The following is a 26,296-nucleotide window of genomic DNA, read 5'->3' as shown; positions in this document are numbered from 1 at the left end:
ATCATGCGCCGCGCGGGCATGGCCGGGCTGGTCGAGAATGGCGAGATCCTCGGCCTGACCGCCGACAGCCGCGCGGTCCTGCCCGGCATGGTCTTCGCCGCCCTGCCCGGCGCGCGCGCCGATGGCCGCGCCTTCATCGCCGATGCGGTGGAACGCGGCGCGTCCGCCGTGATCGCGCCCGAGGGCACGGAATGGCCGCCGGGCGTGCCGGTGCGCCCCTTCATCACCACGGCCGATCCGCGCCGCACCCTCGCGCTGATGGCCGCCGCCTTCCACGGCGCGCAGCCGCGCTGCGTGGTCGCGGTGACGGGCACCAACGGCAAGACCAGCACGGTGGATTTCCTCCGCCAGATCTGGATCGCGGCGGGCGAGAAGGCCGCGAGCCTCGGCACGCTCGGCCTCGTCGCCGAGGGCTTTCCCCCGGGCCCGTCGCTGACCACGCCCGATCCCGTCTCGCTGCACGCCACCCTTGCCGCGCTCGCCCGCGCCGGCTTCGGGGCGGCGGCGATGGAGGCCTCCTCCCACGGGCTCGACCAGCGGCGGCTCGATGGCGTGGTGCTGGCGGCGGCCGGCTTCACCAACCTCACGCGCGACCACCTCGACTATCACGGCGACATGGCGGCCTACCGCGCCGCCAAGCTGCGGCTGTTCGACACGCTGCTGCCCGCAGGCGCCGCCGCGGCCGCCTGCACCGAGATGGAGCCCGAGACGCTCGGCGCGCTGCGCGCCATCGCCCGGGCGCGCGGCTTGCGGCTGCTGACGGTGGGCGAGGCGGGCGAGGCGATCCGCCTGATCGCCGCGCGCCCGCTGCCGGACGGGCTCGCCATCGAGGCCGAGGCCTTCGGCGCCCGCCACGCCTGCCACCTGCCACTGCCCGGGCGCTTCCAGGCCGACAACGCGCTGCTGGCGGTCGCCCTCGCTGTCGCCGCCGGGCTGCCGGCGGATCGCGCGCTTGCCGCGCTGCCGCGGCTCGCGGGGGTGCGGGGGCGGATGGAGCGCGCCGCCGTGCTGCCGAATGGCGCCGTTGTCTATGTGGACTACGCGCATACGCCCGACGCGCTGGCCCGGCTTCTCGCCGCGCTGCGCCCGCATTGCGCGGGGCGGCTGCATGTGCTGTTCGGCGCCGGCGGCGACCGCGACCCCGGCAAGCGGCCGCTGATGGGCCGCGCCGCGGCGGCGGGCGCGGACAAGGTCTGGATCACCGACGACAACCCGCGCAGCGAGGATCCGGCGGCGATCCGCGCCGCCGTGCTCGCGGGCGCGCCGGGCGCGGTGGATGCCGGCGCGCGCGAGGCGGCGATCGCCGCGGCGCTCGCCGACCTCCGCGCGGGCGAGGTGCTCGCGGTGGCCGGCAAGGGCCATGAGAGCGGCCAGGAGATCGCCGGCGTCGTGCATCCCTTCGACGACGCCGAGGTGGTGCGCCGGCTCGCGGGGCTGGCGCGGTGAGCGCCCTCTGGACCGCGGCCGAACTGCGCGCGGCGACGGGCGGCACGCTCGCCGCCGATGTCGCGGTGCAGGGCATCTCGATCGACAGCCGCAGCATCGCGCCGGGCGATCTCTTCGTCGCGCTGCGCGATACGCGCGACGGGCACGATTTCGTGGCCGATGCGCTCGCCAGGGGCGCGGCGGCGGCCATGGTGGACCGCGACCCGCCCGGCGTCGGCCCCGATGCGCCGCTGCTGCGCGTGGCCGACACGCTTGCGGGGCTGACCGCACTCGGTGCCGCCGCCCGTGCGCGCAGCGCGGCGCGCGTCGTCGGCGTCACCGGCTCGGTCGGCAAGACGACGACGAAGAAGATGCTGCGCGTCGCGCTCGCGGCGTTCGGACCCGCCCATGCCTCGGCGGCCTCCTTCAACAACCACTGGGGCGTGCCGGTCACGCTAGCGCGCCTGCCGCGCGATGCCGCCTTCGCGGTCGTCGAGATGGGCATGAACCGGCGCGGCGAGATCGCGCCGCTCTCGCGCCTCGCGCGGCCGCATGTGGGCGTGGTGACGAACATTGGCACGGCGCATATCGGCCATCTCGGCAGCCAGGCCGCGATCGCCGAGGAGAAGGGCGACATCATCGCCGGCATCGCGCCGGGCGGGACGCTGGTGCTGCCGGCCGACAGCCCCTTCGCCGCGCGCCTCGCCGCGCGCGCGCAGGAGGCGGGCCTCGCCGCGATGGCGCATGGCGAGGCACCGGGCGCGGATGCCCGGCTGCTCTCCTACGAGGGCACGGAGGATGGCGGGCGGGCGGAGATCCTGACCGGGGGCGAGCGCATCGGCCTCACCCTCGCCGCCCCGGGGCGGCATGTGGCGCTCAATGCCTGCGCGGTGCTCGCCGCCGTGGCCGCGCTCGGCCTGTCGCCGCGCCGCGCTGCGGCCGCCCTGCCGGCCTTCGGCGCCCCGGCGGGCCGCGGGCGCCGCATCCGCATTCGCGTGCCGGGGGGCGAGGCGCTGCTGATCGACGATTCCTACAACGCCTCGGTGGCCTCGGTCCGCGCGGGGCTCGCGGTGCTCGCCGCGCAGCCGGCCGCACGGCGCATCGCCGTGCTGGGGGAGATGCTGGAACTCGGCGCGGAGGGGCCGGCGCTGCACGCCTGCCTCGCGCCCGATCTCGCCGCGGCCTGCGACCTCGTCTTCTCCTGCGGCGCGCTGATGGAGCACCTCCATCGCGCGCTGCCCGAGGCGCGGCGCGGCGCGCACCTGCCGGATTCGGCGTCTCTCGCGCCGGTGGTGAAGGCGGCGCTGCGTCCGGGCGATGCGGTGCTGGTGAAGGGTTCGCTCGGCTCCCGCATGGCGGCGGTGGTCGCGGCGCTGACGACGGAGGCCGCGGCATGATCTTCAACCTGCTCGCGCCCTATGCCAGCGACTTCGCGCTGTTCAACCTGGTGCGCTACCACACCTTCCGCGCCGGCGCAGCCTGCATGACGGCGCTGCTGATCTGCCTCGTCTTCGGCTCGCCGATCATCCGCTGGCTGCGCTCCTTCCAGCGTGGCGGGCAGCCGATCCGCGACGACGGCCCCGAGCGCCACCTCGTCGAGAAGAAGGGCACGCCGACCATGGGCGGGGTGATGATCCTGCTCGCCCTCGTGGTCTCGACGCTGCTCTGGTCGGATCTGCGCTCGGGCATGGTCTGGGCGGTGCTGGTCGTGACCGTCGGCTACGGCGCGCTCGGCTTCGCCGACGACTGGCTGAAGGTGACGAAGCGCAACAGCAAGGGCGTCTCGGGGCGGATGAAGCTCGCGGTGCAGGCCGCGATCGGCCTGCTCGCCGCGGTCTGGATCACCGCGCTGATGCCGGGCCCGCTCGCGACGACGCTGGCGGTGCCGTTCTTCAAGGAGGTCCTGGTCCCCTTCGGCATCCTGTTCCCGCTGGTCGGGATGCTGGTGATGATGGGGGCCTCGAACGCGGTGAACCTGACGGACGGGCTCGACGGGCTCGCCATCGTGCCGGTGATGATCGCCGCGGCGGTCTTCGCGCTGATCGCCTATCTGGTCGGCAACCGCATCTTCGCGGACTACCTGCAACTGCACTACGTGGCCGGCACGGGCGAACTCGCGGTCTTCGCCTCGGCGCTGATCGGCGCGGCGCTCGGCTTCCTGTGGTTCAACGCGCCGCCGGCGGCGGTGTTCATGGGCGACACCGGCTCGCTCTCCCTCGGCGGGGCGCTCGGCGCGCTCGCGGTCGCGACCAAGCACGAGATCGTGCTCGCGATCGTGGGCGGGCTGTTCGTGGTCGAGACCGTCTCCGTGATGATCCAGGTCTTCTGGTACAAGCGCACGGGCCGACGCGTCTTCCTGATGGCGCCCCTGCACCACCATTTCGAGAAGAAGGGCTGGGCCGAACCCACCATCGTCATCCGCTTCTGGATCATCGCCATGATCCTCGCGCTCGTCGGCCTCAGCACGCTGAAGATCCGATGACGACGCCCCCGCCCCCCTTCACCCCCTTCCGCGGCGCGCGCATCGCCGTCGTCGGGCTCGGCCGCGCCGGGCTGCCGGCGGCGCTGCGGCTGGCCGAATGGGGCGCGGAGGTGGAAGTCTGGGACGACACCGAGGCCGCCCGGGAGGTCGCCGCCGAGGCGGGGCTGACCGTGCGCGACCCGGCGCAGGGCCGCTTCCGCGCCGATGCGCTGCTGCTTTCCCCGGGCATCCCGCATCGCCTGCCGCAGCCCCATCCGGCGGCGCGGGCGGCGGAGGCGGCCGGCGCGCCCATCCTCTGCGATGCGGAGTTCCTCTACCGCGCCGTGCTCGCCGCCCATTCCGGCGCGCGCTTCGTGGGTGTCACGGGGACCAACGGCAAGTCCACGACGACGGCGCTGATCCACCACCTGCTGACGCGGGCGGGGCGCGAGGCGGCGGTCGGCGGCAATCTCGGCCCCGCCGCGCTCAGCCTCAACATCTTGGGGTCGGAGGGTATCTACACCCTCGAAATGTCGTCCTACATGTTGGAGCGAATCGCCACGCTGCGCTTCAACGTGGCGGTCATGCTGAACCTCAGCGCCGATCACCTCGACCGCCATGGCGACATGGCTGGCTATGCCGCTGCGAAGGCACGAATCTTCGCCCAGCAGCAGCGCGAGGATGTCGCGGTGCTGGGCCAGGACGACGCGCCGACGCGCGCCATGGCCGCGCGGACAGCGGCCCGGGTCGTGCCCGTTTCCGGCGTCGCCCCCCAGCCGGGCGGCGTCTGGGCCGAAGGCCGCCGGCTGCGCGACGATGCGGGGGAGATCCTCGACCTCGGCGCCGCACCCGCCCTGCCCGGCAGCCACAATGCGCAGAACGCCGCTGCTGCTGCCGCCGCCGGTTTCGCGCTCGGGCTCACGCGCGCGGAGATCGCCTTGGGCCTCGCCTCCTTCGCCGGCCTGCCGCACCGCCAGGAACGCGTCGCCGAGGCGCGCGGCGTGCTCTTCGTCAACGACAGCAAGGCGACGAATGCCGACAGCGCGGCGCGCGCGCTCGCCTCCTACGACCGCGTCGTCTGGATCGCCGGCGGCATCGCGAAGGAGGGCGGGATCGAGAGCCTCGCGCCGCTGCTGCGGCGCGTCGCCCATGCCGTGCTGATCGGGCGCGACGCGCCGCGTCTCGCCGCGACGCTCGCCGCCCATGGCGTGCCGCACGAGATCGCCGGCACGCTCGAGGATGCCTTGCCGCGGGCCGCGGACATCGCCTTCGCCGGCGCCGCGCCGGTCGTGCTGCTCTCGCCGGCCTGCGCCTCCTTCGACCAGTTCAGCGGCTTCGATGCGCGTGGCGACCGCTTCCGCGCGCTCGTGCGCGCCATCGCGGAAGGGGATGCGTGATGGCCTTCTCGCGCGCCGACACCTCCGTCCTCGGCCGCTGGTGGTGGACGGTGGACCGCTGGACGCTCGCCGCGCTGCTCGCGCTGATCGGCTTCGGCTACGTGATGATGCTCGCCGCCTCCCCCGCGGTGGCCGAGCGCATCGGCGCCTCCTCGCGCCACATGTTCTTCGTCAAGCAGGTCGCCTACCTGATGCTGGCGACGGCGCTGATGATCGCGGTCTCGCTGCTCTCCCCGCGCGGGGTGCGGCGCCTCGCGCTGGTCGGCTTCGCCGGCGCCCTCCTGCTGACCGCGGCGACGCTCGTCATCGGCACGGAGATCAAGGGCGCGCGGCGCTGGCTGCCGGTCCCGGGCTTCTCGCTGCAGCCCTCGGAGTTCCTCAAGCCCTTCTTCGCCGTGGTCGCCGCCTGGCTGATCGCGGAGGGCAAGATGCCGGGCTCGAAGGTCTGGGGCGCCTCCATCGCGGTCGGGCTGTTCCTCGTGATCGCGGCGATCCTCAAGGGGCAGCCGGACATCGGCATGCTGCTCGTCGTCGCGGCGGTCTTCCTCGCCCAGTTCTTCGTCGCGGGCATGAGCCTCTACCTCGTCGGCGCGGTGGGCGGGCTCGGCATCGCGGGGGCGGTCTCGGCATATTTCCTGTTCCCGCACGTGCAGTCGCGCGTGCATCGCTTCCTCGACCCCTCTTCGGGCGATTCCTACCAGGTCAGCGTGGCGCTCGAGGCCTTCGCCAATGGCGGCCTGCTGGGCCGCGGCCCCGGGGAGGGCCGCGTGAAGAACGTGCTGCCCGACGCCCATGCGGATTTCGTCTTCGCCGTCGCCGGCGAGGAGTTCGGCATGGTCGTCTGCATGCTCATCCTCGCCCTCTTCGCCTTCGTCGTGGTGCGGGGTCTGATGCGGCTGCTCGCGGAGACGGACCTCTTCGTCATCCTGGCCGGCACCGGGCTGCTCACGCAGTTCGGGCTGCAGGCCTTCGTCAACATGGCCTCGACGCTGCACCTCATCCCGACCAAGGGGATGACGCTGCCCTTCGTCTCCTATGGCGGTTCCTCGGTGCTCGCGATCGCGATCGGCATGGGCATGCTGCTCGCGCTGACGCGGCGGCGGATCGGCACGCGCGCCGGCGCGGCGGGCGAGGCCTCCGCGCCGGCCGCCCTGGCGGCGGGGCCGGTGCGGTGAGGGGGCCCGCCGTGCAACCCATCGTCATCGCCGCCGGCGGCACGGGCGGGCACCTCTTCCCTGCCGAGGCGCTCGCCGCCGAACTGCTGCGCCGCGGCGAACGCATCGCGCTGATGACCGATGCGCGATCCTCCGCCTATGAGAGCGCGGCCTTCGCCAATGCCGAGCGCTTCGTGCTCAGCGGCGCCGGTCTCTCCGGGCGCGGCATCCGCGGCGCGGCGCGCGGCGGCCTCGCGCTCGTCGCGGGCACGCTGCAGGCGCGCCGTCATCTGGCGGCGCTGCAACCCTGCGCGGTGGTGGGCTTCGGCGGCTATGCCTCCTTCCCGCCCCTCGCCGCAGCGCGGCTGCTGCCGGCGGCGCGCCGCCCGGCGATCATCCTGCACGAGCAGAACGCGGTGCTCGGCCGCGCCAACAGGCTGATGTCGCGCGCGGCCGACCTGCTCGCCCTCTCCTTCGCGCAGACGCGCAACGTGCCGGCCTCCGCGCGCAGCATGGTCGTCGGCAATCCCGTCCGCCCGGCGCTCGCGGCGCTGGCCGGGCAGCCCTATCCGGAGCCGTTGCCGGGTGGCGCGCTGCGCCTGCTCGTCACCGGCGGCAGCCAGGGCGCGCGCATCTTCGCCGATGTCGTGCCCGCGGCCGTGGCCGCCCTGCCCGAAACGCTGCGCGCCCGCCTGCTCGTGACCCAGCAATGCCGCGCCGAGGATCTCGCGCGCACCGAGGCCGCCTACCGCGCGGCGGGCGTGGTCGCGGACCTCGCACCCTTCTTCCCCGACATCGCCGGGCGGCTCGCCACGGCGCATCTCGTGATCGCGCGCGCCGGCGCCTCGACGGTCGCGGAACTCGCCTGCGCCGGGCGGCCTTCCGTGCTGGTGCCGCTGCCCTCGGCGATCGACGACCATCAGAGCGCCAATGCCCGCGCGCTGGCCGAGGCCGATGCCGCCTGGATCTACCCGCAGCCAGGCTTCACGCCGGCGGCGCTCTCCGAACGCCTCGCCGCGCTGTTCTCGGTGCCGGCGCGTCTCGTTTCCGCGGCGGCGGCGGCGGCCGGCCTCGCCCGGCCGCAGGCGGCGCGCGACCTCGCCGACCAGGTCTTGGCGCTTGCGCGCCGCGTCACGATGGGGGCCGCCTGATGCGTGCGCTGCCGCTCAATATCGGTCCCATCCATTTCGTCGGCATCGGCGGCATCGGCATGTCCGGCATCGCGGAGGTGCTGCACACCCTCGGCTACCAGGTGCAGGGCAGCGACATCGCCGAGGGCTACACCGTCGCCCGGCTGCGCGATATCGGCATTCCCGTCTTCATCGGGCATGATGCCGCCAATCTCGGCGATGCGCAGGTCGTCGTCGTCTCGACGGCGGTGAAGCGCGACAACCCCGAGGTGGTCGCAGCACGCCGTCGGCTGATCCCGGTGGTGCGGCGGGCAGAGATGCTCGCCGAGCTGATGCGGCTGAAATGGTCCATCGCCATCGGCGGCACGCATGGCAAGACGACCACCACCTCCCTCGTCGCCGCCGTGCTCGAGGCGGCGCGGCTCGACCCCACCGTCATCAACGGCGGCATCATCAACGCCTACGGCACCAACACGCGCATGGGCTCGGGCGACTGGATGGTGGTCGAGGCCGACGAGAGCGACGGCTCCTTCCTGAAGCTGCCGGCCGTGGTAGCGGTTGTCACGAACATGGATGCCGAGCACCTCGACCACTGGGGCAGCGAGGAGGCGATGAAGCAGGGCTACGCCCAGTTCGTCGGCAACATCCCCTTTTACGGCTTCGCGGTGCTGTGCATGGACCATCCGGCGGTGCAGGCGATGATCCCGGAGCTGTCCGACCGGCGCATCGTCACCTACGGCTTCTCGCCGCAGGCCGATGTCCGTGCCGAGAAGGTGCTGACCGACCGCATGGGCGCGACCTTCGAGGTGACGGTCACCGACCGCGCCACCGGCCGCAGCCGCACCATGAAGCCCTTCCGCCTGCCGATGCTCGGCCAGCACAACGTGCAGAACGCGCTCGCCGCCATCGCCATCGGCGTCGAGATGGAGGTGGACGAGGGAACGATCCGCTCCGCGCTCGCGGGCTTCAAGGGCGTGAAGCGGCGCTTCACCCGCACCGGCGAGGCCGGCGGCATTACCGTCATTGACGATTACGGCCATCATCCGGTCGAGATCGCCGCCGTGCTCAAGGCTGCGCGCCAGGCCGGGGCGCGCGACGTGGTCGCGGTGGTGCAGCCGCACCGCTACACGCGCCTGCAGTCGCTGTTCGAGGAATTCTGCACCTGCATGAACGACGCCGGCACGGTCATCGTCGCCGATGTCTATGCGGCGGGCGAGCAGCCGATCGAGGGCATCGACAAGGACGCGCTGGTGGAGGGTCTGCGGGCGCGCGGCCACCGCTCGGTCGTACCGCTGCCGGGGCCGGAATCGCTGCCGGAGATGATCCACGCCATCGCCCGTTCGGGCGACTACGTGGTGTGCCTGGGGGCGGGGAACATCACCGCCTGGGCCCAGGCGCTGCCCGCGCAGTTGCAGGAACTGCAGCAGCGCTCGCGCGGGCGGCTCGCGGGGGCGATGAAGTGATGATGGCCGCCGCGATCGGGAGGGGCGCCGCGCCGCCCGGGCCCACCCCGCCAAAGGCCGAAAGGCCTTTGGAAACCGGCTTTCCGCCGGTGCGGGGGCGCGTCGTGCATGATGCGCCGCTCGGGGCACAGACCTGGTTCCGGGTTGGGGGGCCTGCCGACACGCTGGTCAGGCCGGCCGATGCGGACGACCTGCTGCTTCTGCTGCGCGCGCTGCCGGCGGCGACGCCGCTGACCGTCCTCGGCGCGGCCTCGAACATGATCATCCGCGATGGCGGCATCGCCGGTGTCACGATCCGCCTCGCGCGCGGCTTCGGAACCATCGAGGTCGAGGCCGACGGCATCCTCGCCGGCGCGGCTGCGCTCGATGCGACGGTGGCGGAAACCGCCGCGCGGCATGGGCTCGGCGGGCTCGAATTCCTCGTCGGCATCCCGGGCACGATCGGCGGCGCGGTGGCGATGAACGCCGGCGCCTACGGGACCGAGATCAAGGATGTGCTGGACTGGGCCGAGGTCGCGACGCCCGCGGGCCTTCTGCGTCTCACGGCCGCCGATCTGCGCTTCGCCTATCGCCGAGCGGAACTGCCGGCGCGCGGCGTCGTCACTCGCGCCCGCCTCCGCGCCACGCCGGGCGAGCCCGGCGCCATCGCCGAGCGCCTCGCCGCCATCCGCGGGGCGCGCGAGGCGACGCAGCCCGTCCGCGCGCGCACCGGCGGCTCCACCTTCAAGAACCCGCCCGGCGGCAGGAAGGCGTGGGAGCTGATCGACGCCGCCGGTTGCCGCGGGCTTTCGCGCGGCGCCGCGCAGGTCAGCGCAAAGCACTGCAACTTCCTCATCAACACCGGCGGCGCCACCGCGGCCGAGATCGAGGCGCTCGGCGAGGAGGTCCGCGCGCGCGTGCGCGCCGCGACGGGCGTCGAACTCGAATGGGAGATCAGGCGCGTCGGGAGGCCCGCATGAGCCAGCATGTCGCGGTCCTCTACGGCGGCATCTCGGCGGAGCGGGAGGTCTCGCTCTCCTCCGGGCGGCAATGCATTGCCGCGCTGCGTGAGGCGGGCTTCCGCGTCACGCCGGTCGAGGTCGGCGAGGATCTCGGCGCCGTCATCCACGCGCTGACGCATCCGCGCCCGGACGTGGTGTTCAACGCGCTGCACGGCCGCTTCGGCGAGGATGGCTGCATCCAGGGCGTGCTCGACTGGCTCGGCCTGCCCTACACGCATTCCGGCCTGCGCGCCTCGGCGCTCGCCATGGACAAGGCCGCCGCCAAGGCCGCCTTTCTCGCCGCCGGGCTGCCGGTCGCCGAGCACCGCCTCGTCACGCGGGAGGAGCTGGAAGCCGCCGATCCGCTGCCGCTGCCCTATGTGGTCAAGCCGGTGAACGAGGGATCCTCGGTCGGCGTGCACATCCTGCAGAAGGGCGACAACCGCCGCGCCGAGATCGCGCGCGACTGGCGCTACGGCGATCACGCCATGGCCGAATCCTACATCCCCGGCCGCGAACTGACGGTCGGCGTGATGGGCGACCGCGCGCTGGCGGTGACCGACATCATCGCCGATGCCGGCGCCTTCTACGACTACGAGAGCAAATATGCCGCGGGCGGCTCGCGCCATGTCCTGCCGGCGCGGATGCACCCCGAGGCCTATGCCCAGGCCCTCGACATCGCGCTGCGCGCGCACCAGGCGCTGGGCTGCCGCGGCGCGTCGCGCGCCGATCTGCGCTACGACGACACGGCGGGCGAGCCGGGCCGCCTCGTGCTGCTCGAGGTCAACACGCAGCCGGGGCTTACGCCGACCTCCCTGCTGCCCGAGCAGGCCGCGCATTGCGGCATCCCCTTCCCCGCGCTCTGCGCCTGGATGGTGCGGGAGGCGCGCCATGGCGCGTGAGCCCCTCCGCAGCGGGGCGCGGGAGCGCCTCGCCCGCACGCCGGGTCCGCGCAACGAGCCCGCGCGCCCCTCGGCGCTCAGGATCTGGCTGCGGCGCCGGCGCGCCCTGGTGCGCCCGGCCCTCTACGGCGTTGCCGCGCTGGGCGCGCTCGCGCTGGTGGTCGTGGCGGTGCGCGCGCTCGATCCAGCGGGCCGCGTGCGTGGCGCGGCCGAGTCCTTCGCCGGGATGGGCGAAAGCCTCGGCCTGACCGTGCAGCACGTCATCCTCGAAGGGCGGCGCAACACGCCGACGGACATGATCCGCGCCGCCCTCGGCGTCGCGCGCGGCGATCCGATGCTGGACTTCTCCCCCGAGGCGGCCCGCGCGCGGCTTGAGACCATCGCCTGGGTGCAGCGCGCCCATGTCGAGCGCCGCCTGCCCTCGACCATCCTCGTGCGCATCGAGGAACGGCGGCCCTTCGCCATCTGGCAGAATGGCGGCCGCTTCGTGATCATCGACCGCGAGGGCAAGGTCGTCGCCGCCGACGGGCTCGACCAGTTCGGCCCGCTGCCGCTGCTGGTCGGCCCCGGCGCGGACAGCACCGGTGCTGCGCTCTACGACACGGTGAAGGCGAAGCCCGAGGTGGCCGAGCGCGTGCAGGCCATGGTCCGCATCCATGAGCGGCGCTGGAACCTCCGCCTGCACAACGGCACCGACGTGCTGCTGCCCGAGGGCCACGAGGCCGCGGCGATCGAGCGCCTGGCCGAGCTGCACCGCGAGGCGCGGCTGCTCGACCGCCCGCTGGCCGCGATCGACATGCGCCTGCCGGACCGCCTGGTGCTGCGCCCGACGCGCGAGGCCCAGCCCGCCGAGCAGCCGACGCAGCAGCAGGCGACGAGGGCGCGGCGCGGATGAACCAGATGGCCCGCCTCCCGCCCCCCGTCGAGCCCGGCGCGCCGCAGCGCAAGCGGCGGCATGCGCGCAGCGGCACCTTCGGCGTGCTCGACATCGGCTCGACCAAGGCGGTGTGCCTGATCGCGCGCATCGAGAGCGACGGCTCGCCCCGCGTGCTGGGCTTCGGCTGGCAGCGCGGCCGCGGGGTGAAGGCCGGCTCGGTGGTGGACCTCGAGGAGGCCGAGCGCGCCATCCGCGCCGCCGTCGGCCAGGCCGAGGAGATGGCCGACACGCGCATCCAGGGTGCGATCGTCAACCTCTCCTGCGGCCAGCCGGACAGCCGGCCGCTCAACATCCAGTGGGCCATCGGCGGCCGCGCCGTCACCGAGAACGACCTGCGCGCCATCCTCAACGAGGGCCGCCGCCGCACCGCCGAGGAAGGGCGCGAGACGGTCCACGCCATTCCGCTCGGCTTCACCGTGGACGCGACGCCCGGCGTGGACGACCCGCGCAGCATGATCTGCGACACGCTCGGCGCGCGGCTGCACATGGTCAGCGCCTCGCAGGCCTCGCTGCGCAACCTCGGCGCCTGCCTGCTGCGCTGCGACCTCGAGGTGGAGGAGATGGTCTCCGCCCCCTTCGCCGCCGGGCTCGCGACGCTGGTCGAGGACGAGAAGCAGCTCGGCGCCACCGTCATCGACATGGGCGGCGGCACCACGAGCCTCGCGGTGTTCAGCGAGGGCCACCTTGTCCACACGGCGCAGATCGCCATCGGCGGCGGGCAGGTGACGAACGACCTCGCCTCCGTGCTCTCCACCCCGGTCGCGCATGCCGAGCGCATCAAGACCCTGCACGGCAGCGTGCATGGCGGGGCGGACGACGACCGCGAGTTCATCCCCGTCCCGCTGCTCGGCGAGGACGAGCACGCCATCGCGCGGGTTCCGCGCGCCATGGTGGTCGGCATCATCAAGCCGCGCATCGAGGAGACCTTCGAGCTGGTCCGCGAGAGGCTCGAGGCGGCGGGGCTCGGGCGCGAGGGCGGCTCGCGCGTCGTGCTGACCGGCGGCGCGAGCCAGCTCGTCGGCGTGCGCGAGATGGCCGCGCGCGTGCTCGACCGGCAGGTGCGGATCGGCCGCCCGCTGCCCGTGCGCGGCCTCGCCGAGGCGGCCTCCGGCCCGGCCTTCGCCGCGGCGATCGGGCTGCTGCTCTGGGGTGCGGGCGAAGGCCGCCCGGTGCTCGACATCGCGCCCGGCCCGGCCAGGGCCGCCAGCGCCTTCCGCCGTTTCGTCAACTGGGTGAAGGACCGCGTCTGATGCGCCTCGCCCCGAATCGAATCACCCGCGTAGAGAGATTCCACGAGGAGGCCCGCCCATGACCCTGAACCTGACCGTGCCGCAGAGCACGCACACGGATTTCAGCCCGCGCATCACGGTCGTCGGCGTCGGCGGCGGCGGCACCAATGCGGTCAACAACATGATCGCGATGGGCCTCGACGGGGTGGAGTTCCTCGTCGCCAACACCGACAGCCAGTCGCTGTTCCACTCCAAGGCCGAGCGCCGCGTCCAGCTCGGCCCGCACCTGACGCAGGGCCTCGGCGCCGGCGCCAAGCCCGAGATCGGCCGCGCGGCGGCCGAGGAGGCGATGGAGGAACTCGCCCGCCACATCGAGGGCGTGCACATGATCTTCATCACCGCCGGCATGGGCGGCGGCACCGGCACGGGCGCCGCGCCGGTGATCGCGCGGCTGGCGCGCGAGAAGGGCGTGCTGACGGTGGGCGTCGTCACGCGCCCCTTCGACTTCGAGGGCCCGAAGCGCCGCAAGTTCGCCGAGGCCGGGATCGAGGAGCTGCAGCAGTTCGTGGACACGCTGATCGTGATCCCGAACCAGAACCTGTTCAGGCTGGCCAACGAACGCACCACCTTCCAGGAGGCGTTCAAGATGGCCGACAACGTCCTCTACATGGGCGTGCGTGGCGTGACCGACCTGATGGTCAACCCGGGCATGGTGAACCTCGACTTCGCCGACATCCGCACCGTCATGGCCGAGATGGGCAAGGCCATGATGGGCACCGGCGAAGCCGAGGGCGAGGACCGCGCCCGCAAGGCCGCCGAGGCCGCCATCAGCAATCCGCTGCTCGAGGACATCTCGATGGCCGGGGCGAAGGGCGTGCTGATCAACATCACCGGCGGCTACGACATGACGCTGTTCGAGGTGGACGAGGCCGCCAACCGCATCCGCAAGGAAGTGGACGAGGACGCCAACATCATCTTCGGCACCTCGGTGGACGAGGCGATGAACGGGCGCGTGCGCGTCTCCGTCGTCGCCACCGGCATCGACGTGGCGGCGAAGGAGGAGGCGGCGCGGCCGAAGCTCGTTGCGGTCGGCGGCGGCGCGCCGGTGGCGGCGGTGGCGACGCAGCCCATCCCGGCGCCGGTCGCGGCGCCGCGGGTGGCCGCGGCACCCGTGCCCAACTCCTTCATCCGCCGCGCGGCCGAGGCCGCCCCCGGCACGGCCTTCCAGCCGCTCCGCCAAGCCGTGGTCGAGACCGCGCCCGAGCCGGCGATGCCCGCGGCCGAACCGGCCGAGGCAGCCGTCCAGCCGGTGGCGCAGGTTGAGGCGCCCGTCATGATGACCCCGGCCGCCCAGCCGATGGAGCCTGCGATCCCGCCGCTCTCCCGCGTCGCGGTGCCGGAAGCCCCGCGGCAGGGCGGCGGCGCGCTGCGCAACCTGTTCCAGAAGGCGACCGGGCTTGGCATCGGCGGCATGATGCGGCGGACGCTGCCGGAGGCCTCCCCGCCCGCGCAGCAACCGCATGCCGCCCCGGCGCTGCGGGTGGAGCCCTCCGTCGCCGCGGCCCCGGCCGTCGCGCCGGTTCGCCCCGGCCCGCGCACCGCGCCGCAGCAGGATGAGATGGGCCTCGAGATCCCGGCCTTTCTGCGCCGGCAGAGCAACTGAGGCGGGTCGCAGGGCCTGCCCCATTTTGGCCGCATTTGGCGCCGCAGCAATTGAATGAAAACAACGGCTTGCGGCGTAATATGGAGAAACAAGGCTTGAATGGCCAGCCGCCGTCGGCGGTGCTTTTGTGACACTGGGTGTTGAGCCCCCCACGCCCTGCCGGCCCTGGCGCCGGCGGCGGGTCGGGCTCCCCCTCACAGGGCACGAGGCTGATGGACGGTTTTCTTCCGGCTGAGACGGGGCGGCGCAGGACGCTGAAGGCACCGATCGGGTGCCTCGGCATCGGCCTGCATTCCGGCCGCCGTGCCTCGCTCACCCTGCGCCCCGCCGAGGCCGGCCGCGGCATCGTCTTCCGCCGCACCGACCTCGACGCCGAGATCCCCGCGCGCTTCGACCGGGTCGTGGACACGCGCCTCTGCACCGCCATCGGCGAGGGCGAGGCCCGCATCGGGACCATCGAGCACGTCATGGCCGCCCTGGCCGGCAGTGGCGTGGACGATGCCATCGTCGAGGTGGACGGGCCCGAAGTGCCGATCATGGACGGCTCGGCCGCGCCCTTCCTGTTCCTCATCGACTGCGCCGGCATCGTCACGACCGCCGCCCCGCGCGCGGCGATCGAGGTGCTGCGCCCCGTCCGCGTCGAGGAAGCCAGCGGCGCCTTCGCCGAACTGCTGCCCGCGCGCGAGCCCGCCTTCGACATCGAGCTCGAGATCGACTTCCCCAACACCGCCATCGGCCGGCAGGCGCTCACCACGCGCCTCTCGCCCCATGCCTTCCGCGAGGGCATCGCCGATGCGCGCACCTTCACCCTGGCCGAGGATGTCGCGCGGCTGCGCGCGGCGGGGCTCGCGCAGGGCGGCAGCCTCACCAATGCGGTGGTGGTGGACGGGCCCATGATCCTCAATCCGGGCGGCCTGCGCCGGCCGGACGAGTTCGTGCGCCACAAGGTGCTCGACGTGGTGGGCGACCTCGCCCTGGCCGGCGCGCCGCTGCGCGCGCGCTTCCGCGGCAGCCGCTCGGGCCACGCGCTGAACAACCGCCTGCTGCGCGCGCTGTTCGCCGATTCCGCCGCCTGGCGCTTCGCCGGACAGCCCGTGATCGCCGAGGGGATGTCGCTCTCCCCCGCCCGCGCGGCCGCCGCCCCCGCCATCGCCTGAGACCCGCGGGGGCGCCCGCTTGGCGCTCCGGCCCGCCGGCATGATATAGAGCGGCCCGTTCAACCGGCTGCCGAGATGACCGCACGATTCCTGCCCCTCCTCGCCCTCCTGCTCCTCGCGGCCTGCGGCGAAGGCACGCGCTTCCAGCCGGGGACGGGCGCCGACCCGTCGCTCGCGCGGCGCACGATCACGCCGGCCGACGCGGCCAGCCAGTCGCCCGAGGCGCTCTATGCCGCCGGCATGGAGGAGCTGCGCAACAACCGCTTCCAGCGCGCCGTCGATCTGTTCGACGCGGTCGAGCGCGAGCACCCCTACTCGACCTGGGCGACGAACGCCCGGCTCATGTCCGCCTACACCGACTACTATCGCAACCGCTACACCGAGGCGATCGGCGCGCTCGACCGCTTCATCCAGCTCCATCCGGCGCATCGCGACATCGCCTATGCCTACTACCTGCGCGCGCTCGCGCAGTATGAGCAGATCAACGACGCGCAGCGCGACCAGCAGCAGACCATCATCGCCATGAACGCGCTGCAGGAGGTGGTGAACCGCTTCCCCGACACCGCCTATGCCCGCGACGCGCGGCTGAAGATGGACCTCGCCCGCGACCACCTGGCCGGGCGGGAGATGCATGTCGGCCGCTTCTACCAGCGCCAGGGCCTGCTGCACGCCGCCATCGGCCGCTTCCGCCGCGTGGTCGAGGAATACCAGACCACCAACCACGTCCCCGAGGCGCTGCACCGCCTGACCGAGATCTACATCGCCCTCGGCCTGACCGAGGAGGCGCGCCGCACCGCCGCCGTGCTCGGCCACAACTACCCGGGCAGCACCTGGTACCAGGATTCCTACGCGCTGCTGGTCGCAGGCGCCCAGCCGGCCACGATCGACCGGCCGGGCTTCTTCACCCGCGCGCTCAACTGGCTGTTCTGAAGCGGGGCACGGCGCTCCCGTGCTCACCTCCCTCGCCATCCGCGACGTGGTGCTGATCGAGCGCCTCGACCTCGCCTTCGGCCCGGGCCTGACGACCCTGACCGGGGAGACGGGCGCCGGGAAGTCCATCCTGCTCGACAGCCTCGGCCTTGCGCTCGGCGGCCGCGCGGAATCGGGCATGGTGCGCGCCGGCCAGCCGCAGGCCTCGGTCGCCGCCGCCTTTGTCCCGCCCGCCGGCCACCCGGCCTTCGAGATCCTCCGCGAACAGGGCATCGAGCCGGAGGAGGAGCTCGTGCTGCGCCGCGTGGTGCAGGCCGATGGCCGATCCCGCGCCTTCGTCAACGACCAGCCGGTGGGCGTCGCGCTGCTGCGCCGGCTCGGCGCCACGTTGGTCGAGGTGCAGGGCCAGCACGACCAGGTGGGCCTCGCCGACCCGGCGAGCCATGCCGGCCTGCTCGACGCCTTCGGCGCGCTCGAGCCGCGCCGGGCGGCGGTCTCCGAGGCGTGGGGCGCCTGGCGCGCCGCCACGCGGCGCCTCGCCGAGGCGCGCACGGCCATCGCCGAGGCGCAGCGGGAGGAGGAATGGCTCCGCCACGCCGTCGCCGAACTGCAGGAGCTCGGCCCGGCGGAGGGCGAGGAGGAGCGCCTCGCCGCGGAGCGCCAGCGCCTGCAGCAGGGCGAGCGCCGCGCCGAGGCGATCGCCGCGGCCATCGCCGAACTCTCCCCGCGCGACCGCCGCGCCACGAGCCCCGCCCGCGCTCTGCGCGAGGCCGCCCGTGCCCTGGAACGCCTGCCGCCGCCCAACGAGGAGGCCCAGCCCGCCCTCGCGGCGCTGGCCGCCGCGCAGGACGCGCTGGCCGAGGCGGAAGCCGCCCTTTCCCGCCTGCTGGACGAGGGCGGGCCCGACCCGCGGCGGCTCGAACAGGTGGAGGAACGCCTCTTCGCGCTGCGCGCCGCGGCGCGGAAGCATTCGGTCGCGGTCGCCGACCTGCCGGCGCTGGCCGCCGAACTGCGCGCGCGGCTCGAGGCGCTGGATGCCGGCGCCGGCCACGTCGCCACGCTGGAGCGGGACGAGAGCGCGGCGCGCCGGGCCTATCTCGCCACCGCCGGCGCGCTCACCGAGGCGCGGCGCGAGGCGGCGGCGCGGCTCGAGAAGGCGGTGGCGAAGGAACTCCCGCCGCTGAAGCTGGACCGCGCGCGGCTTGCCATCGAGATCGCGGCGAAGGAGGAGGCGGCCTGGGGCCCGGACGGGCAGGACCGCATCGCCTTCCTGGTCAGCACCAATCCGGGCCAGGCGCCCGGGCCGCTGGCGAAGATCGCCTCGGGCGGCGAGCTGTCGCGGCTGATGCTCGCGCTGAAGGTGGTGCTCGCGCGCGGCTCGCCGGTGCCGACGCTGGTCTTCGACGAGGTGGATTCCGGCATCGGCGGCGCCACCGCCGCCGCCGTGGGCGAGCGCCTCGCCCGCGTGGCGGAGCGGCTGCAGGTGCTCGTCGTCACCCACTCCCCGCAGGTGGCCGCGCGCGGCGCGGCGCATCTGCGCGTCGCCAAGCTGGTGAAGGGCGGGCGCGCGGAGACGCGCGTGGAAGCCCTGCCGGAGGCCGAGCGGCGGGAGGAACTCGCGCGGATGCTGGCCGGCGAGCGCGTGACCGATGCGGCCCGCGCGGCCGCCGAATCCCTGCTCGCCGATGCGCGGTGAAACCAAAGGCGGGGGAGGCGCGCCCGCCTCTCCGCGCCTGCCTCGCAGCAGGTTCGCGCCATGAGGGTGCGGGCCGCCGAGGCGCGGGATGCCCATGCGCTGCACGCGCTGATGGTCGCGCTCAACCGCGACCAGGGCGACCCGACCCACCTGCTGACGCCGCGTCTGGTCGAGACCGCCATCATCGCGCACGACACCACCATCGTCATCGTCGCGGAAGACGACGACGGCACGCTCATCGGCTACGCCACGGCCCACCCGACCTACGAGACCGGCCACGCCGAGCACGGCCTCTATGTGGGCGACCTCTACGTCGTGCCGGCGCGCCGCCGCCAGGGTGTCGCGCGCGCCATCCTCGCCGCCCTCGCCCGCGCCGGCCATGCCCGCGGCGCGCGCCATCTCTGGCTGACCGCCCGGGAATCGAACACCGCCGCCCATGCCTTCTATCGCCGCCTCGGCGCGCACGGGGAGCGCGTGATGGCCTTCGCGGTGGCGCACCAGGATTTCCTCAACCTCGCCGCCGAACCGCCCCCCGCGACGCGCGCGCGAAACGCGGAACCCGAAGCATGAGCGCCGAACCCGATCCGCGCCGCCGCGATCCCGCGGCGCTCACCGAGGCGGAGGCCGCGGCGGAACTCGCCGCGCTGGCCGCGGAGATCGCGCACCACGACGCGCTCTACCACGGCCAGGACGCGCCCGAGATCAGCGACGCCGAATACGACGCGCTGGTCGCGCGCAACCGGGCCATCGAGGCGCGCTTCCCGCACCTCGTGCGCGAGGACAGCCCCTCCCGCCGCGTCGGCGCCGCCGCTGCGGAGGGCTTCGCCAAGGCCCGCCACGGCGAGCCGATGCTCTCGCTCGACAATGTCTTCTCCGCCGAGGAATTCGCCACGTTCTGCGCGCGCATCCGCCGTTTCCTCGACCTGGCGGAGGCCGAGCCGCTCGCCTTCGTCGCCGAGCCCAAGATCGACGGCCTCTCGATCAACCTGCTCTACGAGGACGGCGCCTTCACCCGCGGCGCGACGCGCGGCGACGGGACGGAGGGCGAGGACGTCACGGCGAACCTGCTCACCATCCCCGACCTGCCGCGGCGGCTCAACGCGCCCTTCCCCGCGCGCATCGAGATCCGCGGCGAGGTCTTCATGGACAAGGCCGACTTCCTGCGCTTCCGCGCCGCGCAGGAACAGGCCGCGATCGAGCGCGAGGCGCGCCGCGCGCGCGGCGAGAAGCTCGGCGAGGCCATCGTCATCCCCGCCAATCCGCGCAACGCCGCCGCCGGTTCCGTCCGCCAGCTCGACCCGCGCGTCACCGCCTCCCGCCCGCTGAAGCTCTTCGCCTATGCGATGGGCGCCTCGAGCGAACCGCCGGCGGAGAGCCACCACGCCTTCCTCGAACGCCTCCGGCATTGGGGCTTCAAGGTGAACCCGCTCTCGACGCTGCTCGCCTCCGAAGCCGAGGCCGAGGCCTTCCAGCGCCGCATGGCCGAACAGCGCGCCGAGCTCGGCTACGACATCGACGGCGTGGTCTACAAGCTCGACCGGCTGGACTGGCAGCGCCGCCTCGGCTTCGTCGGCCGCGCGCCGCGCTGGGCGGTGGCATGGAAATTCCCCGCCGAGCAGGCGACGACCCGGCTGCTCGACATCGAGATCCAGGTCGGACGCACCGGCGCGCTGACGCCGCGCGCGGTGATGCAGCCCGTCACCGTCGGCGGCGTCGTGGTGCGCCACGCGACGCTGCACAACGAGGACGAGATCGCGCGGAAGGACATCCGCATCGGCGACACCGTCATCCTCCAGCGCGCCGGCGACGTGATCCCGCAGATCCTCGGCGTGGTGCCCGAGAAGCGGCCGAAGGATGCCAAGCCCTTCCGGTTCCCGACCACCTGCCCGGTCTGCGGCAGCCACGCGATCCGCGACGGCGAGGACGTGGTGCGCCGCTGCACCGGCGGCCTGACCTGCCCCGCGCAGACGGTCGAGCGGCTGAAGCACTTCGCCTCCCGCCGCGCCATGGACATCGAGGGGCTGGGCGAGGAGAACATCCAGCTCCTTTTCGACCGGGGCCTGGTGCGAAGCCCCGCCGACATCTTCCGCCTGCACCGGCAGCGCGACGCGCTGCTCGCGCTGGAAGGCTGGGGCGAACGCAAGGTCGCCAAACTGCTCGAGGCGATCGAGGCGCGGCGCCGCGTGCCGCTCGAGCGCTTCATCTTCGCCCTCGGCATCCGCCGCATCGGGGAGCAGAACGCGAAGCTGCTGGCGCGCCACTACCACACGTTCGAGGAATGGCGCGCGAAGATGATCGCCGCCCGCGTCATCGGCTCCGAGGCGCGGGAGGAGCTCGGCGCCATCCAGGGCATTGGCCCCGCCATCGCCGAGGAACTGGTCGAGTTCTTCGCCGAGCCGCGCATGCTCGCCGCCCTCGACGACCTCGCGGCCGAGGCCCCGCCTCTGCCCGCGGATGCCGCCGCCGCGGCGGACAGCCCCTTCGCCGGCAAGACGCTGGTCTTCACCGGCACGCTCGAGACGCTGACGCGCGACGAGGCGGAGGCGCAGGCCGAGCGGCTCGGCGCCAAGGTCACGAAATCCGTCTCGCGCAAGACCGATTTCGTGGTGGTCGGCGCGGATGCGGGCTCCAAGGCCGCCAAGGCCGCCGAGCTCGGCATCCGCACGCTGACCGAGGCGGAGTTCCGCACGCTCGCGGGCCTGTAGCGCCGGACCGGCACATCAATCTGACTGATCCAGTAATTCAATCCTATTCGTTGGACGAATGATGCGCAGGCGCGACATCATGCCGGGATGCTGCCGCTCGATCCCGCCCTGCTCGCGGGCTATCTCCTCGCCTGCCTCGTGCTGATCGCCACGCCGGGGCCGGACATGGCCTTCGTGCTGGCGCAGACTCTCGCGGGCGGGCCGCGGCGTGGCTGGGCAGCAATGGCCGGCATCTACGCCGGCGTGCTGGTGCATGTGGCGCTGGCGGCCGCAGGCGTCGGGGCGCTGCTGGCAGCGCATCCGCCGCTCTTCGCCGCGCTGCGCCTCGCCGGCGCGGCCTATCTGATGCTGCTGGGCCTGTCATCGCTGCGGGCGGCACGCAGCGGCGTGCCTGCCCGGGCCGCGGGCGCGCGCCCAGCGGCGGACCTCCGGGCCGCCTTCCGCCAGGGCTTCGCGACCAATCTGCTCAACCCGAAGGTCGGGTTGTTCTTCCTCGCCTTCCTGCCGCTCTTCGTGGACCCCGCGCGCAGCCCCGCCTGGGTGCAGATGCTCATCCTGGGGCCGCTGCTGCCGCTCCTCGCCCTGCCCTTCTACGGGCTGCTGATCCATCTGGCGGGGCGGCTCGCCGGGCGCCTGGGCGGCCCGGAGGCACGCTGGCTGCACGGCGCCGCAGGGGCGCTTTTCCTCGGCCTCGGCCTCAGCCTGCTGGCGGGCGGCCGGGCCTGACCAGCGCGGCCAGCCCCGCGCGCAGCATCGCCACCGGGTCGCGCCCGGACCCGCCGCTGACCGTCGCGATGTGGCTGCCCGGCAGAACGACATGCGTCGCGCCGGGGATCAGCGCGCTCGCCACCGGCACCAGCCCGTCATTCGGTCCGTGGCCGCGCTTCTCCATCCATTGCGCGGCGGCGAGGTGCAGGCGCTCGCGCCCGCGCGCGCCGCCCTCGCGCAGCACCGTCGCGACGCAGGCCACCGGCAGCGCGGCCACCAGAGCGGCGATCCCCGCGCGATGCTCCTGCATCCAGGCGCGGCGCACGGCGGTGGTGAGGTCGCGCACGCCCTCCCCCGAGCCGATGCCGAGCAGCCGCGCGAGGCCCGCCGCCGCCGCCTCCAGCGGCTTCGAGCCGATGACCGCATCGGCGACCGGGCTGCCGTGGAAGGGCGACTGCATTGCCAGGAAGCCCGCGCAGCGCGCCCGCAGCGCGGGTTCGATCAGCGCCGCCAGCGCCTCCAGCCCGCCCTTGCTGTGCGCGACGATCAGCACGGGCTCCGCCTCGGCGCGGATGGCATCGGCGAGGCGCGCGGCATTCACCGCCACGCGCTCTGCGGTCGGCAGCTTCACCACCGAAGGCTGCGCCCCCTGTTCGCGCAGCCAGTCGCGCAGCCGGTGCATGTAGTCGAGGCCGAGCGGGCGGAAGGCGGCGACGATCTCGCCCATCAGCCCATAGACCAGCAGGACGCGGCGCGCGGGGAGCGGCGGGGCATCGCTCATGGCAGGCGGGCCCGTGCCGCGGCGCGCCGCATCACAACGGCGCGCAGGCGGTGGCGAGCCAGGCCGCGACGTCGGGCTCGAGCAGCGGCCCGACCTCCGCGAGCACCCGCGCGTGATAGGCGTCGAGCCAGGCGCGCTCGGCCGCGGTGAGCAGCGCGGGCTCGATCAGCGCGCGATCGAAGGGTGCGAGCGTCAGCGTCTCGAAGCGCAGGAAGGGGCGCGTGGCGAGCGGCAACTCGGCGGGCACCACCAGCAGCAGGTTCTCGAGCCGGATCCCGTATTCGCCCGCCGCGTAGAAGCCCGGCTCGTCGGAGAGGATCATCCCCTCGCGCAGCGGCACGATGCGCGCCGCGCGGCTGAAGGCCGCCGGCCCCTCATGCACCGAGAGGAAGGAACCGACGCCATGCCCGGTCCCGTGGTCGTAATCGAGCCCCGCATCCCACAGCGCGCGGCGCGCGAAGGCATCGAGGTGCGGCCCGGCCACGCCCGCCGGGAAGCAGGCGGTGGCCAGCGCGATGTGGCCCTTGAGCACGCGCGTCGCGCGGTCCTTCACCGCCGCCGGCGCCTCGCCCGGCCCGGTCCAGAGCGTGCGCGTGATGTCGGTGGTGCCGTCGAGATACTGCGCGCCGGAATCGATCAGATAGACCTCGTTCGGCGCGATACGGCGGTCGCTCTCCGGCGTGACGCGGTAATGCACGATCGCCCCGTGCTCGCCCGCGCCCGAGATGGCGGGGAAGGATTCGGCGCGGAAGTGCTCGCCCCCGCGCCGGAACTCGAGCAGCCGCGCCGCGGCCGAGATCTCGGTCAGCCCGCCGCCCGGCGCCTCGCGCGCGAACCAGTGGAGGAAGCGCGCCATCGCCACCGCGTCGCGGCGATGCGCGGCGCGCGCGCCCTCGCGCTCGGTCGGGTTCTTGCAGGCGCGCGGCATCCGGCACGGATCCTCGCCCGCGCTGATCGAGGCGCCGGCCTCGCGCAGCCGGTCCGGGAACCAGGCCGGCGTCGCCTCGGCGTCCACGCGCACGCGGAGACCGCGCAGCGCATCGAGGGCCTGCGGCAGTTCCTCGCGCGGGCGCACCACCACCTCGTTGCCGAGATGCGCGCGGGTCTGCGCGGGCACCTTCGCCGGCGCCATGAACAGCTCGACCCGCGCATCCGCATGCAGCAGCGCGAAGCCGAGGGCCAGCGGCGTATGCGCGAGATCCCCGCCGCGGATGTTGAGCAGCCAGGCCAGCGAATGCGGATCGGCGAGGATGGCCGCGTCCTCCCCCGCCTCGCGCAGCGCGGCGGCGGCCTCGGCGCGCTTCTCCGCGGCGGGCTTGCCGGCGAAGGCGAGCGGATGCGGCACCGCCTCGGCCATCGGCGCGGCGGGCCGGTCGCGCCAGACCGCATCCACCGGGTTCGCCGCGAGCGGGACGAGCCGCACCCCCGGCACGGCGAGGCGCTCGATCGCCGGGGCGGCGTGCAGCCAGGGGTCGTAGCCGATGGCGAGGCCCTGGGCGTGCGCCTTGAGCCACTCCGCCGCCGGCTCCTCGGTGATGTGGCGGCATTCCCAGAGCGCGGGATCGGTCTGGGCGCGGACCTGCAGCGTGTAGCGGCCATCGGTGAAGACCGCGGCGCGGTCCGGCAGCACGATGGCCATGCCGGCCGAGCCGGTGAAGCCGGTCAGCCAGGCGAGGCGCTCGCCCGATGGCGGCACGTATTCGCCCAGATGCTCGTCCGAGCGGGGGATGACGAAGCCCTGCACGCCGGCCTCGGCGAGGCGGGCGCGCAGGGCGGCGAGGCGTTCCTTGGGGCTCAGGGGAGGCTCCTTGTTACCGCGAGATTGCATGTGTCCACAGATTTCAATGCATTCCACGCATGGCTCATGCGTGGCCTTGGCGCATCACCTGTGTCTCCCGCGCACCTAAGTTGCCGTCACGAAGCGCTGGCCCGCCACGCGCGGCAGACCAGCCGGCAACCGGGAACACTTAACCATGGACGACCGCATCACCAAGGCCGAGGCCGCCTTCCTGCTGCCCGCCGCCATCCCCGCCTCCCGCCGCATGGCCGAGATCGAGGCCCTGCGCCTCGCCGCCATCGCCGCCCGCGACGAGGCCATCGCCGCCGCCATCCGGAAGGCCTTCCGCGCGACCGGCCGCGCCATCGCCGCCGTGCTGCGCGCCATCGTGGCCTTCCCCGAGCGCCTCGCCACCTACCAGGCGCTGAACGCGCTGACGGACCGCGAGCTGCGGGACATCGGCATGACGCGCTACGACGTCAGCCGGGTGTTCGAGCCCGGCTTCACCCCGCGCCCGGCCAACGACGCCGGCGAGCGGCCCACCCCCCGGGCCGCCTGACGGCGCGCGCGGCGCCCACCCCCCGGGGAGCCGCGCCGGACGCGGGCATTTCCAGCAACGGCGCGAGCCCATAGGCTCGGGCGGGTCACGCAGGGAGGCCCGTCCGCGCCATGCATCTCGGCCTGTTCATGATGCCGCTGCACCCGCCGCAGCGGCCGATGCACGAGACGCTCGCCGAGGACACCGAGAAATCGCTCCTCGCCGACCGGCTCGGCTTCCGGGAACTCTGGGTCGGCGAGCATTTCTCCGCGAGTTCCGAGCCCATCGCCTCGCCGCTGATGTTCATGGCGGGGCTGATCCACCGCACGAACCTTCTCTTCGGCACCGGCGTCATCAACCTGCCGAACCACCACCCGGCCATCGTCGCGGCCGAGGTCGCGCAGTTCGACCACATGTCGGGCGGGCGGCTGCTCTTCGGCATCGGCGCGGGCGGCCTCGCCTCGGATTTCGAACTGTTCGGGGACATCGAGCCGATCGAGCGCGGCAAGCGCATGCTCGAGGCGATCGAGACCATCCAGGCGATCTGGGCCGGCGGCCCGCCCTACGACATCCCCGGCCGCACCTGGCCGATCCGCCTCAGCCGCACCGTGCTGCCCGATTACGGCGTCGGCTTCATGCCGAAGCCCTTCCGACCCGGCGGGCCCTCCATCCACATCTCCGCCCGCCAGCCTGACTCCTATGGCGTGACGGTCGCCGCCGCGCGCGGCTGGGGCGTGATCAGCGCCAATTTCGTGGCGCATCGCGTGCTCGCGGGCCATTGGCGCAGCATGGCCAAGGGCCTCGCGGAGGCGGGCCGGCCCGTCCATGGCGCCAACTGGCGGGTCGCGCGCAACCTCGTCATCGCCGCCACCGATGCCGAGGCCCGCGCCCGCGCCACCGCCCCCGAGGGCGCGACGCGCTACTACTTCGACTATCTCGGCAGCCTCGCCAAACGCGCGGGTCTCGCCGGCACCATGACGCCGCGCGAGGAGATGGACCCCATGGCCGCGACCACGGAGGACATGATCGAGGCCTGCGTCATCGCCGGCTCCCCGCGCACGGTGCTCGACCGGCTGGTGGCGCTGCGCGAGGAGGCGGGGCCTTTCGGGCACCTGCTGCTGCCCGGGCTCGACTGGTCCGGCATCAACGCGGCCTGGGAGGCGGAGACGATGAAGCGCCTCGCCGAGGAGGTGATGCCGAGGTTGCGCCAGCATGCGGAGGCGACGGCGAAGGCCGCCGAGTGATCGCCGGAACGGCCTCGCC

22 protein-coding genes are annotated in these 26,296 nt (G+C 73.8%); 20 read left to right on the top strand and 2 right to left on the bottom strand.

What is annotated here, in order from left to right; all coding sequences use genetic code 11:
- Positions 1-3: 3 nt before the first annotated feature.
- The 18 genes from FHS88_RS05585 (at position 4) to FHS88_RS05500 (ending at position 21,955) form a co-directional block, all read left to right on the top strand.
- The gene (locus FHS88_RS05585; protein ID WP_184482331.1) at positions 4-1,446 is read left to right on the top strand and encodes a UDP-N-acetylmuramoyl-L-alanyl-D-glutamate--2,6-diaminopimelate ligase; all 1,443 of its coding nucleotides are present in this window, start codon (positions 4-6) and stop codon (positions 1,444-1,446) included.
- Complete coding sequence (locus FHS88_RS05580; protein ID WP_184482141.1) at positions 1,443-2,822, top strand: UDP-N-acetylmuramoyl-tripeptide--D-alanyl-D-alanine ligase; 1,380 nt, start codon at positions 1,443-1,445, stop codon at positions 2,820-2,822. Before FHS88_RS05585 ends, FHS88_RS05580 begins: the two co-directional genes overlap by 4 nt.
- A complete protein-coding gene (mraY, locus tag FHS88_RS05575; protein WP_184482140.1) occupies positions 2,819-3,907 on the top strand; it encodes a phospho-N-acetylmuramoyl-pentapeptide-transferase in 1,089 nt (362 codons plus the stop codon). The genes FHS88_RS05580 and mraY overlap by 4 nt, the downstream gene beginning before the upstream one ends.
- A complete protein-coding gene (murD, locus tag FHS88_RS05570; RefSeq protein WP_184482138.1) occupies positions 3,904-5,283 on the top strand; it encodes a UDP-N-acetylmuramoyl-L-alanine--D-glutamate ligase in 1,380 nt (459 codons plus the stop codon). The genes mraY and murD overlap by 4 nt, the downstream gene beginning before the upstream one ends.
- Positions 5,280-6,458, top strand: coding sequence for an FtsW/RodA/SpoVE family cell cycle protein (locus FHS88_RS05565; RefSeq protein WP_408902333.1), 1,179 nt, complete (start codon positions 5,280-5,282; stop codon positions 6,456-6,458). The genes murD and FHS88_RS05565 overlap by 4 nt, the downstream gene beginning before the upstream one ends.
- An 11-nt stretch (positions 6,459-6,469) precedes the next feature.
- Positions 6,470-7,588: an undecaprenyldiphospho-muramoylpentapeptide beta-N-acetylglucosaminyltransferase gene (murG, locus tag FHS88_RS05560; RefSeq protein WP_338146421.1), complete on the top strand. Its 1,119-nt coding sequence runs from the start codon at positions 6,470-6,472 to the stop codon at positions 7,586-7,588.
- On the top strand, positions 7,588-9,030 hold the full coding sequence (murC, locus tag FHS88_RS05555; protein WP_184482132.1) for a UDP-N-acetylmuramate--L-alanine ligase: 1,443 nt from the start codon (positions 7,588-7,590) through the stop codon (positions 9,028-9,030). The genes murG and murC overlap by 1 nt, the downstream gene beginning before the upstream one ends.
- Positions 9,031-9,119: 89 nt before the next feature.
- Positions 9,120-9,989, top strand: a complete 870-nt coding sequence (gene murB / locus FHS88_RS05550) for a UDP-N-acetylmuramate dehydrogenase (protein ID WP_408902332.1) — start codon at positions 9,120-9,122, stop codon at positions 9,987-9,989.
- Positions 9,986-10,912, top strand: a complete 927-nt coding sequence (locus tag FHS88_RS05545) for a D-alanine--D-alanine ligase (protein WP_184482128.1) — start codon at positions 9,986-9,988, stop codon at positions 10,910-10,912. Before murB ends, FHS88_RS05545 begins: the two co-directional genes overlap by 4 nt.
- On the top strand, positions 10,902-11,807 hold the full coding sequence (locus FHS88_RS05540) for a cell division protein FtsQ/DivIB (RefSeq protein ID WP_184482126.1): 906 nt from the start codon (positions 10,902-10,904) through the stop codon (positions 11,805-11,807). The genes FHS88_RS05545 and FHS88_RS05540 overlap by 11 nt, the downstream gene beginning before the upstream one ends.
- Positions 11,804-13,099, top strand: coding sequence for a cell division protein FtsA (gene ftsA / locus FHS88_RS05535; protein WP_184482124.1), 1,296 nt, complete (start codon positions 11,804-11,806; stop codon positions 13,097-13,099). The genes FHS88_RS05540 and ftsA overlap by 4 nt, the downstream gene beginning before the upstream one ends.
- Before the next feature lie 58 nt (positions 13,100-13,157).
- A complete protein-coding gene (ftsZ, locus tag FHS88_RS05530; protein WP_184482122.1) occupies positions 13,158-14,741 on the top strand; it encodes a cell division protein FtsZ in 1,584 nt (527 codons plus the stop codon).
- A 212-nt stretch (positions 14,742-14,953) separates the two neighbouring features.
- On the top strand, positions 14,954-15,898 hold the full coding sequence (gene lpxC, locus FHS88_RS05525; RefSeq protein ID WP_184482120.1) for a UDP-3-O-acyl-N-acetylglucosamine deacetylase: 945 nt from the start codon (positions 14,954-14,956) through the stop codon (positions 15,896-15,898).
- Positions 15,899-15,973: 75 nt separating this feature from the next.
- The gene (locus tag FHS88_RS05520) at positions 15,974-16,828 is read left to right on the top strand and encodes an outer membrane protein assembly factor BamD (protein ID WP_184482118.1); all 855 of its coding nucleotides are present in this window, start codon (positions 15,974-15,976) and stop codon (positions 16,826-16,828) included.
- Positions 16,829-16,847: 19 nt separating this feature from the next.
- A complete protein-coding gene (recN, locus tag FHS88_RS05515) occupies positions 16,848-18,524 on the top strand; it encodes a DNA repair protein RecN (protein ID WP_184482116.1) in 1,677 nt (558 codons plus the stop codon).
- 60 nt (positions 18,525-18,584) lie between these two features.
- Entirely contained in the window at positions 18,585-19,094 is a 510-nt protein-coding gene (locus tag FHS88_RS05510) for a GNAT family N-acetyltransferase (RefSeq protein WP_184482114.1), read from the top strand.
- Positions 19,091-21,229 carry an NAD-dependent DNA ligase LigA gene (gene ligA, locus FHS88_RS05505; RefSeq protein ID WP_184482112.1) on the top strand — a complete coding sequence of 713 codons (2,139 nt, stop codon included), beginning with the start codon at positions 19,091-19,093 and terminating at the stop codon, positions 21,227-21,229. Before FHS88_RS05510 ends, ligA begins: the two co-directional genes overlap by 4 nt.
- A gap of 87 nt (positions 21,230-21,316) precedes the next feature.
- Positions 21,317-21,955, top strand: a complete 639-nt coding sequence (locus FHS88_RS05500) for a LysE family translocator (protein ID WP_184482110.1) — start codon at positions 21,317-21,319, stop codon at positions 21,953-21,955.
- Here the strand turns inward: FHS88_RS05500 and FHS88_RS05495 are convergent.
- Both FHS88_RS05495 and FHS88_RS05490 read right to left on the bottom strand, forming a co-directional pair.
- The gene (locus FHS88_RS05495; RefSeq protein ID WP_184482108.1) at positions 21,927-22,718 is read right to left on the bottom strand and encodes an esterase/lipase family protein; all 792 of its coding nucleotides are present in this window, start codon (positions 22,716-22,718) and stop codon (positions 21,927-21,929) included. The genes FHS88_RS05500 and FHS88_RS05495 overlap by 29 nt on opposite strands.
- Before the next feature lie 31 nt (positions 22,719-22,749).
- Positions 22,750-24,546: an aminopeptidase P family protein gene (locus FHS88_RS05490; RefSeq protein WP_184482106.1), complete on the bottom strand. Its 1,797-nt coding sequence runs from the start codon at positions 24,544-24,546 to the stop codon at positions 22,750-22,752.
- Between the two features lie 145 nt (positions 24,547-24,691).
- Between FHS88_RS05490 and FHS88_RS05485 the strand changes: the two genes are divergently transcribed.
- A complete protein-coding gene (locus tag FHS88_RS05485) occupies positions 24,692-25,054 on the top strand; it encodes a DUF1127 domain-containing protein (protein WP_184482104.1) in 363 nt (120 codons plus the stop codon).
- Between the two features lie 110 nt (positions 25,055-25,164).
- A complete protein-coding gene (locus FHS88_RS05480; protein ID WP_184482102.1) occupies positions 25,165-26,277 on the top strand; it encodes an LLM class flavin-dependent oxidoreductase in 1,113 nt (370 codons plus the stop codon).
- Positions 26,278-26,296: the final 19 nt, after the last annotated feature.

It is taken from the genome of Neoroseomonas alkaliterrae, assembly GCF_014199195.1.
Lineage (GTDB): Bacteria > Pseudomonadota > Alphaproteobacteria > Acetobacterales > Acetobacteraceae > Neoroseomonas > Neoroseomonas alkaliterrae.
Note: the sequence above shows the minus strand (reverse complement) of the source record. Positions and strands in the feature narration are given on the sequence as shown.

Excerpts from the sequence above, each read along its gene's own strand:
- FHS88_RS05480 (WP_184482102.1), top strand. The coding sequence starts at position 25,165 with ATGCATCTCGGCCTGTTCATGATGCCGCTGCACCCGCCGCAGCGGCCG.
- FHS88_RS05500 (WP_184482110.1), top strand. The coding sequence starts at position 21,317 with ATGCTGCCGCTCGATCCCGCCCTGCTCGCGGGCTATCTCCTCGCCTGC.
- ligA (WP_184482112.1), top strand. The coding sequence starts at position 19,091 with ATGAGCGCCGAACCCGATCCGCGCCGCCGCGATCCCGCGGCGCTCACC.
- FHS88_RS05485 (WP_184482104.1), top strand. The coding sequence starts at position 24,692 with ATGGACGACCGCATCACCAAGGCCGAGGCCGCCTTCCTGCTGCCCGCC.
- ftsZ (WP_184482122.1), top strand. The coding sequence starts at position 13,158 with ATGACCCTGAACCTGACCGTGCCGCAGAGCACGCACACGGATTTCAGC.
- FHS88_RS05520 (WP_184482118.1), top strand. The coding sequence starts at position 15,974 with ATGACCGCACGATTCCTGCCCCTCCTCGCCCTCCTGCTCCTCGCGGCC.
- mraY (WP_184482140.1), top strand. The coding sequence starts at position 2,819 with ATGATCTTCAACCTGCTCGCGCCCTATGCCAGCGACTTCGCGCTGTTC.
- murD (WP_184482138.1), top strand. The coding sequence starts at position 3,904 with ATGACGACGCCCCCGCCCCCCTTCACCCCCTTCCGCGGCGCGCGCATC.
- FHS88_RS05510 (WP_184482114.1), top strand. The coding sequence starts at position 18,585 with ATGAGGGTGCGGGCCGCCGAGGCGCGGGATGCCCATGCGCTGCACGCG.
- lpxC (WP_184482120.1), top strand. The coding sequence starts at position 14,954 with ATGGACGGTTTTCTTCCGGCTGAGACGGGGCGGCGCAGGACGCTGAAG.
- ftsA (WP_184482124.1), top strand. The coding sequence starts at position 11,804 with ATGAACCAGATGGCCCGCCTCCCGCCCCCCGTCGAGCCCGGCGCGCCG.
- FHS88_RS05495 (WP_184482108.1), bottom strand. The coding sequence starts at position 22,718 with ATGAGCGATGCCCCGCCGCTCCCCGCGCGCCGCGTCCTGCTGGTCTAT.
- murC (WP_184482132.1), top strand. The coding sequence starts at position 7,588 with ATGCGTGCGCTGCCGCTCAATATCGGTCCCATCCATTTCGTCGGCATC.
- FHS88_RS05545 (WP_184482128.1), top strand. The coding sequence starts at position 9,986 with ATGAGCCAGCATGTCGCGGTCCTCTACGGCGGCATCTCGGCGGAGCGG.
- FHS88_RS05585 (WP_184482331.1), top strand. The coding sequence starts at position 4 with ATGCGCCGCGCGGGCATGGCCGGGCTGGTCGAGAATGGCGAGATCCTC.
- FHS88_RS05490 (WP_184482106.1), bottom strand. The coding sequence starts at position 24,546 with ATGCAATCTCGCGGTAACAAGGAGCCTCCCCTGAGCCCCAAGGAACGC.
- FHS88_RS05540 (WP_184482126.1), top strand. The coding sequence starts at position 10,902 with ATGGCGCGTGAGCCCCTCCGCAGCGGGGCGCGGGAGCGCCTCGCCCGC.